Origin of the sequence: Microcoleus sp. CAWBG640 (assembly GCF_020883015.1) — a bacterium.
In the GTDB taxonomy this organism is placed as follows: domain Bacteria; phylum Cyanobacteriota; class Cyanobacteriia; order Cyanobacteriales; family Microcoleaceae; genus Microcoleus; species Microcoleus anatoxicus.
This window is the reverse complement of the sequence record NZ_JAHRFC010000141.1, coordinates 1-7,939: the sequence shown is the minus strand read 5'-3', so window position 1 is coordinate 7,939 and position 7,939 is coordinate 1. Positions and strand designations below refer to the sequence as shown.

General features: G+C 45.7%; 7 protein-coding genes. 4 read left to right on the top strand and 3 right to left on the bottom strand.

All coding sequences use genetic code 11. The features are described 5' to 3' along the window. Window positions 1-1,161, top strand: a 1,161-nt coding sequence (locus tag AAFP11_RS28875; RefSeq protein WP_341740110.1) for a CpsD/CapB family tyrosine-protein kinase, incomplete at its 5' end; no start/stop codon positions are given. A 311-nt stretch (window positions 1,162-1,472) separates the two neighbouring features. Continuing rightward, window positions 1,473-1,838, top strand: a complete 366-nt coding sequence (locus tag AAFP11_RS28870; RefSeq protein WP_340522932.1) for a response regulator — start codon at window positions 1,473-1,475, stop codon at window positions 1,836-1,838. Window positions 1,839-2,093: 255 nt separating this feature from the next. Here the strand turns inward: AAFP11_RS28870 and AAFP11_RS28865 are convergent, their stop codons facing one another. Continuing rightward, the gene (locus tag AAFP11_RS28865; RefSeq protein ID WP_341740109.1) at window positions 2,094-3,059 is read right to left on the bottom strand and encodes a DNA polymerase III subunit delta'; all 966 of its coding nucleotides are present in this window, start codon (window positions 3,057-3,059) and stop codon (window positions 2,094-2,096) included. A gap of 3 nt (window positions 3,060-3,062) precedes the next feature. Then, window positions 3,063-3,725, bottom strand: a complete 663-nt coding sequence (gene tmk / locus AAFP11_RS28860; RefSeq protein ID WP_341740108.1) for a dTMP kinase — start codon at window positions 3,723-3,725, stop codon at window positions 3,063-3,065. A gap of 106 nt (window positions 3,726-3,831) precedes the next feature. Here tmk and AAFP11_RS28855 point away from each other — a divergent pair, with 106 nt between their 5' ends. Further along, entirely contained in the window at window positions 3,832-4,179 is a 348-nt protein-coding gene (locus AAFP11_RS28855; protein WP_341740107.1) for a hypothetical protein, read from the top strand. Between the two features lie 167 nt (window positions 4,180-4,346). Here the strand turns inward: AAFP11_RS28855 and AAFP11_RS28850 are convergent, their stop codons facing one another. After that, on the bottom strand, window positions 4,347-6,809 hold the full coding sequence (locus AAFP11_RS28850) for a heavy metal translocating P-type ATPase (protein WP_341740106.1): 2,463 nt from the start codon (window positions 6,807-6,809) through the stop codon (window positions 4,347-4,349). A 416-nt stretch (window positions 6,810-7,225) separates the two neighbouring features. On the opposite strand from AAFP11_RS28850, the gene AAFP11_RS28845 reads away from it, so the two are divergent. Then, the gene (locus AAFP11_RS28845) at window positions 7,226-7,801 is read left to right on the top strand and encodes a TerD family protein (protein WP_341740105.1); all 576 of its coding nucleotides are present in this window, start codon (window positions 7,226-7,228) and stop codon (window positions 7,799-7,801) included. Window positions 7,802-7,939 lie beyond the last annotated feature (138 nt).

Genomic DNA, 7,939 nt, shown 5'->3' with positions numbered 1-7,939 from the left:
TTGACAACTAGAGAATACGACAACTTACAGCAAGAACTGCTAGTGGTGACTAAAAGTTTGTCCGACTTTTTGGCAAAACGAGAAGCTTTGCGGATAGATGCGGCTCAGCAGCAAATACCTTGGGTACTAATTAACCCTCCAGAAATCCCCTTAGATAAATTCGGAAAATATATAACTTCAACGGTCAAACAAACTCGCAAACAGTTAGTCCTAGCAGTGGTTTTAAGTAGTTTGCTGGGGATAGCGATTGGGTTACTGGTGGAGGTACTCAATAATGTGTTCCATACTCCTGAATCCTTGAGAATGGCAACAAAGTTTCCCATAATTGGAGTAATCCCATTGACGAAAAAAATCAAGCGCCGCTCTCCAGTTAGAACTAGGAAACTCACCTCGGTGAAAGCAAAAAATGCTCAGCCAGTCGATGCTAAACCTCCTATTCCCAACCTGGGAGATACGGGGATTTTTAGGGATTCCGACTATACGTTTTTAGAAGCATTTCGATCGCTCTACACTAATATTAACTTGCTAACTGCCGACAGACCAATTCGATCGCTCTTAGTCAGTTCCGCCTTAGACGGAGACGGAAAATCGACAGTAGCCCTGCACCTAGCGGCCACAGCCGCCGCGGTCGGGCAGAGAGTATTATTAATAGATGCAGATTTGCGTTCTCCGCAACTGCACATTAAGTTAGGACTACCAAACCTGCGGGGGCTCAGCGAAGTCATCTCTACAGACCTCAGTCTTAACGAAGTCATTCAGCGCTCTCCCTCCGAGGAAAACCTGTTTGTACTCACCGCAGGTCAAATTCCTCCCGATCCGATTAAGTTTCTCTCCTCCAAAAAAATGCAGTATCTGATGGAGCAATTTCAAGCATTTTTTGACTTAGTGATTTACGACTCGCCTCCTCTAGTCGGCTTGGCAGATGCCCACTTGATCGCAGCTCACACTGACGGTACGGTATTGGTGGTGAAAATTGCCAAAACCGACCGAGCCCAAGTTACCAAAGTCTTGGAAGAATTAAAAATTTCAGGAGCTTCCATCTTGGGAATGGTTGCTAACGGCTTAAAAAGTTCAGGTCAAAACTACCGCCAGCGCCCAGCACTTATAGATGCCCTCTACGAGCAAAAACTACCCGTTTTAGATCAAAAAAATCATAATTGACAAACGGTGCTCTCATCCGAGTGATTTCTTTAGTCTGGCGTCAGGGACCGTGGCTGCGAAACCGAAAACCAAACTAAATCAGCAATTTTTGACAAAAGTACCATTTAAGAAAGAAAATGATAGACTAACGAACATAGCATGGTGTGTCAAGCGAGATTTCGCGGATGTTTAATTTCGCGCTAATCCTGAAAAACATGATTGGGAAACGAGGCAAAGTGGGTAAACTAAATCCCAAAGAGCAAAATTTCAATCAAGCTAACATATCTTTTATTGTGAACGTTTCAACCCAGAAACTTGGTAAGGACTATTCTATGAGTACAGTTATGGTTGTTGATGATAGCGTAACTCTGCGGGAGATGATCGCTGACTTGCTCAAAGGTAGAGGACTGAACGTCACGGTAGCTAGTGATGGCGTAGAAGCTCTAGAGCAAATTAAGACAAATCGCCCAGATTTGGTAGTTTTGGATATCGTGATGCCCCGGATGAATGGCTATGAAGTTTGTCGCCGACTCAAAAGTGACCCCAAAACTCAGAGTTTGCCTGTGGTAATGTGTTCGAGCAAAAGTGAGGAGTTCGATCGCTACTGGGGTATGAAACAAGGCGCCGATGCTTACATTGCTAAGCCCTTTCACCCCCAGGAATTGGTAGGCACGATCAAGCAACTGCTGCGGGCTTAAGCTTGAGGCGATCGCCACAGGAAAAATCCTGTTGCGTATTTCCGATACTTTTTTGCTAACAAATGCTAACAAACATATAAGTTAAGACATGCTCTTAACAAAGGGGTATCAACCAATGCCCGAAGGAAAATCCCCCTTTCTCCCGCTCGTGGCACTTGTGCCCCATCGAGCCCTGCGTTGAAGTACCGATTTAACAGGCAACTGGAAGTAGGACTAGACTGTAGAGTCTAAGGATAAGGGGAATGGTTGTCAAAATTACAAGGGTTGACATATTCCCATTAATGTGCATTCCCAAACTAATCGCGGCTGTACATAGTTGAGTAAATATTGTCGCGCTTTTTCTAAAGGCTCTAAGGGCGATCGACTAATTCCCCCTGCCAAAAATTGCTGCCAGTAACAGTGCTGTAGATAATCGATTAACCATAACTGAGATTCAGTATCCAAAGTTTTATCAATTTCCTTTGCCAATTCCAAGGCCGATCGCACATTTTGAGGCAACTGCTTAACTTTTTGTAACAAATCATCCGGCATCGATTGCAGTTGCTGCCAAATAGCAATTGCCTCTCCAGGACTTCCCTGGGCCATTCCCATCACCTCAGCATGGGACAAAATCTCTCCAAATCCCCTTTCCTGCAATACCAGTGCCATCGCTGCGGGATTCAGGCGATTAAACTGAATTTTTTGACACCGTGAAATCAAGGTTGGTAGCAAAGATTCCACAGTCGGAGCCATTAAAATTAGCGCAGCTTTTCCCGGCTCTTCCAAAGTCTTCAATAAACCATTGGCAGCCCCCTCACCCATAGTTTCTGCTTGCGACAACACGACAATAGAACGGGCAGATTCTAGGGGTGGTCTACTCAGAAAATCACCGATTTCTCGCACCTGTTCTAGTCGAATTTGGGGCGGTGATTTGCGCTTCAAGCCCGCTTCCTCAGCTTCCTGTGCTGACAGCCGCTTGCCTTGATTCATGTAAGTGGGTTCTACCCAGAGCAAGTCTGGGTGATTTCCCAGTCGCACGCGGTTTTGCACCGAGGCTATTAATTTGGGTTCTGTCAGATTTGCCGAGAATAAAAGCTCAATAAAACACCGAGCCGCTAAACTTTTGCCGATCCCGTTAGATCCCACAAATAAATAGCCGGGAGCAATGCGGTTGCCAGAGACGGCTTGAGTGAGTAATTCTACTGCCTGGTTTTGTCCGATTAATGATTCAAAATAATCCATAATTCAAAACTCCGAACTCTTTCCATATCCCCAAGCTGCCAACTTACCACTTAAAATAGTTTGAATTTCCTGGGCGACCTCATCCTCGGTGCGATCGGCATTTATGCGCATAATTCGATCCGGATTTTGTCTAGTCAACTCCGCAAAACCTTGTTGTACCCGCTGGTGAAATGCCAAATCAGCTTGCTCCATGCGATCGCACTCTCCCCTAGCCCTAGCCCTCCCTAACCCTTTTGACACATCGATATCCAGCCAAAAAGTTAAATCACTTTGCAAGCCCCCAGTAGCAATGGCGTTCAGTTGCTCAATTAAGTCTAAATTAATACCACGGCCGTAGCCCTGATAAGCAATAGTAGAATCAGTAAAGCGATCGCACAAAACCATCGTCCCCAGGGCTAACTTCGGTTTGAGAAAAGTTTCGACGTGCTGACTGCGATCGGCAGCATACATCAGTAATTCCGCTCGATTTGATACTAATTCCTCCGACCCAGGCTCCAGCAATAACCGTCTGAGTGCCTTTCCCAGTTCAGTCCCTCCAGGCTCACGAGTAGCAACAAAATTTTTGATTGTAGAGCAGTTTTTCGGCAGCCAATGTATCAACCGCTGCATTTGTGTAGTTTTTCCTGCACCTTCAACTCCTTCAAACACGATCAGTTTCCCTTCCATTGACTTCCCTTTGAATTCTGATAAAATAAATCGTTATTGTACTGTATATCTCTTAGATGTTAGGTATGATGATAAGGTCTGAATGCCTCACCGCGGGAGTTTTTTTATGGCTCGTTATACTGGTTTTTTTATCGTTGCCGTTCCCATTGACCGTCTCCGTCACTCTTTGATTGAGATTTTAGAGTCATGCAATCTTGATATTATCTACAATACAGGAGATTCTCTCCTGGCTCGCGAACTTCCTGGTCAAGTTTCTATACCCAAGCTCGTCACCGCAGAAGTCCTAATTGAGCAAAACACGAGCAGCGATTCAGAAGTTCGCATGAATTTCGTGATTAAAAACGAGGAACTCCCTCTCAAAACCAATAACCACTGCCGTCAAATGTTTGAGCTAGTCACTCAGTCGATTATGAGCAACCGTAACTGGCGGCTCTTAGAAAGTATGGCACTTTAGTCATTAGTCATTAGTCATTAGTCGTTAGTCATTAGTCATTAGTCATTAGTCAGTATTTTTATTGAATTCAGCCTTCAGCATAAATACCTTCTGCCTTCTGCCTTCTGGAGGAATGAGTTCTTGCCTAATGACCAATGACTGAGGATTTTTACCTAAAATCGGTAAATTTAAGACCTAAATTCGCGACGCAGCAGCAAAGAATTGGTAACAACGCTAACAGAACTAAAGGCCATAAATGCACCAGCAGCCGCAGGGCTGAGTAAAATTCCCATTGCCGGCAGTAAAAGACCAGCAGCTACCGGAATTCCGAGCATATTGTAACCAAAAGCCCAAAACAGATTTTGGCGAATCTTCTTCAAAGTAGCGCGACTCAGTTCGATCGACTCCACAACATCCATCAAAGTATTTCGCATCAGGACAATCTGAGCAGTTTCAACAGCTACATCAGTCCCACCATGTAACCCCACACCAACATCTGCTTGAGCCAAAGCGGGAGCATCATTAATTCCGTCACCCACCATCGCCACTTTCCGGCCTTCGGCTTGCAAAGCCGCGATCGCCCTTGCCTTCCCTTCGGGCCGAACTTGGGCCAAAACATCTGTCGTCGGCAAATCTAACTGGTTGGCGATCACAAACGCCGCCCCAGGCGTATCCCCCGTCAGCATCATCACCCGCAATCCCATAGCCCGCAAACGCTCCACCGTCGCCTTAGCATCCGGTCTGAGAGTATCTTTTAGCCCGATTACCCCCAGCAAAACGCCCTCACAAGCTACATAAACCGCCGTTTTGCCTTGAAAAGACCCACACAGTTCTGTAGCAATAGGGACCCCCTGCTGCGTCATCCACTCCGCATTCCCGGCGAACACCAGTCGGCCCTCCACCACAGCCGAAACCCCCAATCCCGGTGCCGTGTAGAAATCCTCAGCAGCCAGCAGTGGCAAAGCTTGTTGTTGAGCTTCCCGCAAAATCGCTGCGGCGACGGGATGACAAGAACCCATTTCCACAGCCGCGGCGATTTGCAGAAGTTGGGAGTCAATGGTAAAACAGGCATCTTGCCTGTGGCTAACATTCAAATCTGAAGTCCCATCCAACCCAGAACTCTCAAAAATCGGCAAATAATCTGTGAGTGTGAGCTCTCCGGTAGTCAAAGTACCAGTTTTGTCAAAAACCACCGTATCTAATTGATGCACCCGTTCCAAAACATCACCACCGCGAATCAAAAGCCCGCGCTCCGCCCCAATCCCAGAACCAACTAAAATTGCAGTTGGGGTAGCCAGTCCCAAAGCACAAGGACAGGCAATGACTAAAACGGCGATCGCCAATTTCAAACTTAACAGCAAAGGTGATTGATAATCAGTAATTGGTAATTGGTGGCCCATGCCCATTGCCCCATGCCCCATGTTCATGGCCCCATGCCCTAAAAGCACAGATGGCCACAGATGAGTTCCGGCAAAATACCAAAATAGGAAGGTTAAAGCCGATATCGCCATTACCCCATAGACAAAATATCCCGCCACAGTATCCGCCAAATTTTGAATCGGCGCTTTCCGAGTTTGGGCAGCTTCCACCAAAGCCACCATTTGAGCTACAGTAGTTTCCTTACCCGTGCGAGTTGCCCGGATCACGATCGCCCCGGATTGATTGATAGTTCCCGCCGCCACGGGATCTCCTGTTTGCTTCAAAATCGGCATCGATTCCCCAGTCAGCATCGACTCATCTATGGTTGTTTTACCTTCGCAAACTTCCCCATCTACCGGAATTTTGTCCCCTGGTAAAACTTGCAGCCATTCTCCGACTCGGACGCGATCGGCTGGAATTTCAATATATTGTGGATTGTAGACCGGAGATGGCGAGTCCAAATCTAAAATCGGCAATTTAAAATCAACTAAGCGCGCAGTAGCTGGTTGGAGTGCGATTAAAGCTTGTAGCGCTGATGCGGCGCGCTGTCTAGCTTGCTGTTCCAGAGTTTTTCCCAACAAAATAAAGCCCAGCAGCATCACCGGTTCGTCAAAAAAGCATTCCCATCCCATCTGGGGAAACATCAGTGCCGCGTTGCTAGCAGTGTAAGCTGTGACAGCGCCTAAAGCTACCAGAGTATTCATATTCGGTGCATTTCGCCACAAACTGCGGCACCCGTCCACTACAATTCGGCGCCCAGGTAGTAGTAAAGCCAGGGTTGCGAGTCCCCAGTGAAACCAAATATTGCTTAAAATTGGGGCTTTTGTTCCCAATACGTGACCTGAACCTGAGAGAATAATTAAGATTAGGGCGATCGTTAATTGTCCTATTTGCTGTCGAATTTCTTGCTGTCGCCTTTCAATTATCGCCACCTCCATTTCTCGCTGATTTCCACCTGCGCGAGATTGACTGGGAAATCCATTATCAGTTAACTTTTTGGCTAAGGCGTCAGCATCGACTACCCCCGGTTGGCACTCAACCGTTGCTACTTCTACGGCTAAGTTAACGCAAGCTGAAATTACCCCTGAGTATTGCATTAGTTGGCGTTCAACTGCCTTGGCGCAGCCTGCACACTTCATACCACTGACATCGAAAGTCACAATTTCAGGTGGTGGTGATGATTCTGGGACTGAGATGATTGACGATCGCATTTCAGGAACTGTGTTTGCCATAAATTGCCTGGGAATTATTTAGAATTGATTACAATATCTCGGTATTGGTCATTTTTTTAACAGACATTTCCCAACAAGCCTGTTAAGAACGGGTATCGGGCCTGTTCCACAAGAAATAATGATGGGAGATGTCTAATCTACTTCATGGATAAATATCTGTACTTTGAGAGTAAATAAAAAAATCGCCATCTACCGAAAGTGTTAGCTTTTTTTAAGCCTTGGCATTTTTGAGTGATACAAAATCCTGTCTTCATCGTCCTGTCTTAAACTCTCTATTCTCTTCCTTCGCGTACTTCGCGCCTTCGCGGTTAAATCACCTGACGGTACAACCGGAATTGATAGGAGGAGGGAGAGAGTGCCAATTACCCATTACCCATTACCCATTGAAATTAGAGTCTAGGAAGGAACACACCCAAATGAGCGTACAATTAATTAAAGGTGGCAGATTCAATCTTTCTCAAGAAGTTCCGAACTTAAAAAGACTAGCCATCGCCTTGGGTTGGCAAGTCAATTTATCACACACAAACTGTGACATTGATGCTTCAGCATTTATGTTAGGCGCTGATGGCAGAATCCCCCACGAAGACTACTTAGTATTTTATAATAATCCTAAATCCCTAGACGGTGCTGTGAAACAATCCGGCACGGATAAATCTTCGCCCAGAAAAGGATACATTAACACCCTCTACAGTGTAGATTTATCTCTAATCGATGCCACTATTGAAGAGATTGTGCTGATTGTCACTATCCACGATGCTGAATCAGTAGGATTAAATTTTAGCAAAATCCAGAACGCCTTTATTAGTCTATACGATCGCGATCGCAAAACGGAATTGACTAAGTACGAATTAAAAGAGAATTTTACATTAGAGACAGCTTTGGAATTTGGACGTTTGTATAAAAAAAACGGAGACTGGAGGTTTCAGGCCGTAGGACAAGGATATAAATCAGGATTGCGAAGTTTTGTGGAAAAATATTATGTAGAAAAGTGATGGCTAAAGTCCTCACCGAAAAACGAGCGGGAAGCCCCTGGCTTTAGACATGGGGAGGAACGTGGCTGCGACTTGAGTCGCCTACATCTTTTAAGGGCGATCAATCTTTTGATAGTCGCCTAAAAAATGTTTTTTCTT

Bases quoted from the DNA above. Each gene is read 5' to 3' on its own strand.
- AAFP11_RS28870 (WP_340522932.1), top strand. From the start codon at position 1,473: ATGAGTACAGTTATGGTTGTTGATGATAGCGTAACTCTGCGGGAGATG.
- AAFP11_RS28865 (WP_341740109.1), bottom strand. From the start codon at position 3,059: ATGGATTATTTTGAATCATTAATCGGACAAAACCAGGCAGTAGAATTA.
- tmk (WP_341740108.1), bottom strand. From the start codon at position 3,725: ATGGAAGGGAAACTGATCGTGTTTGAAGGAGTTGAAGGTGCAGGAAAA.
- AAFP11_RS28855 (WP_341740107.1), top strand. From the start codon at position 3,832: ATGGCTCGTTATACTGGTTTTTTTATCGTTGCCGTTCCCATTGACCGT.
- AAFP11_RS28850 (WP_341740106.1), bottom strand. From the start codon at position 6,809: ATGGCAAACACAGTTCCTGAAATGCGATCGTCAATCATCTCAGTCCCA.
- AAFP11_RS28845 (WP_341740105.1), top strand. From the start codon at position 7,226: ATGAGCGTACAATTAATTAAAGGTGGCAGATTCAATCTTTCTCAAGAA.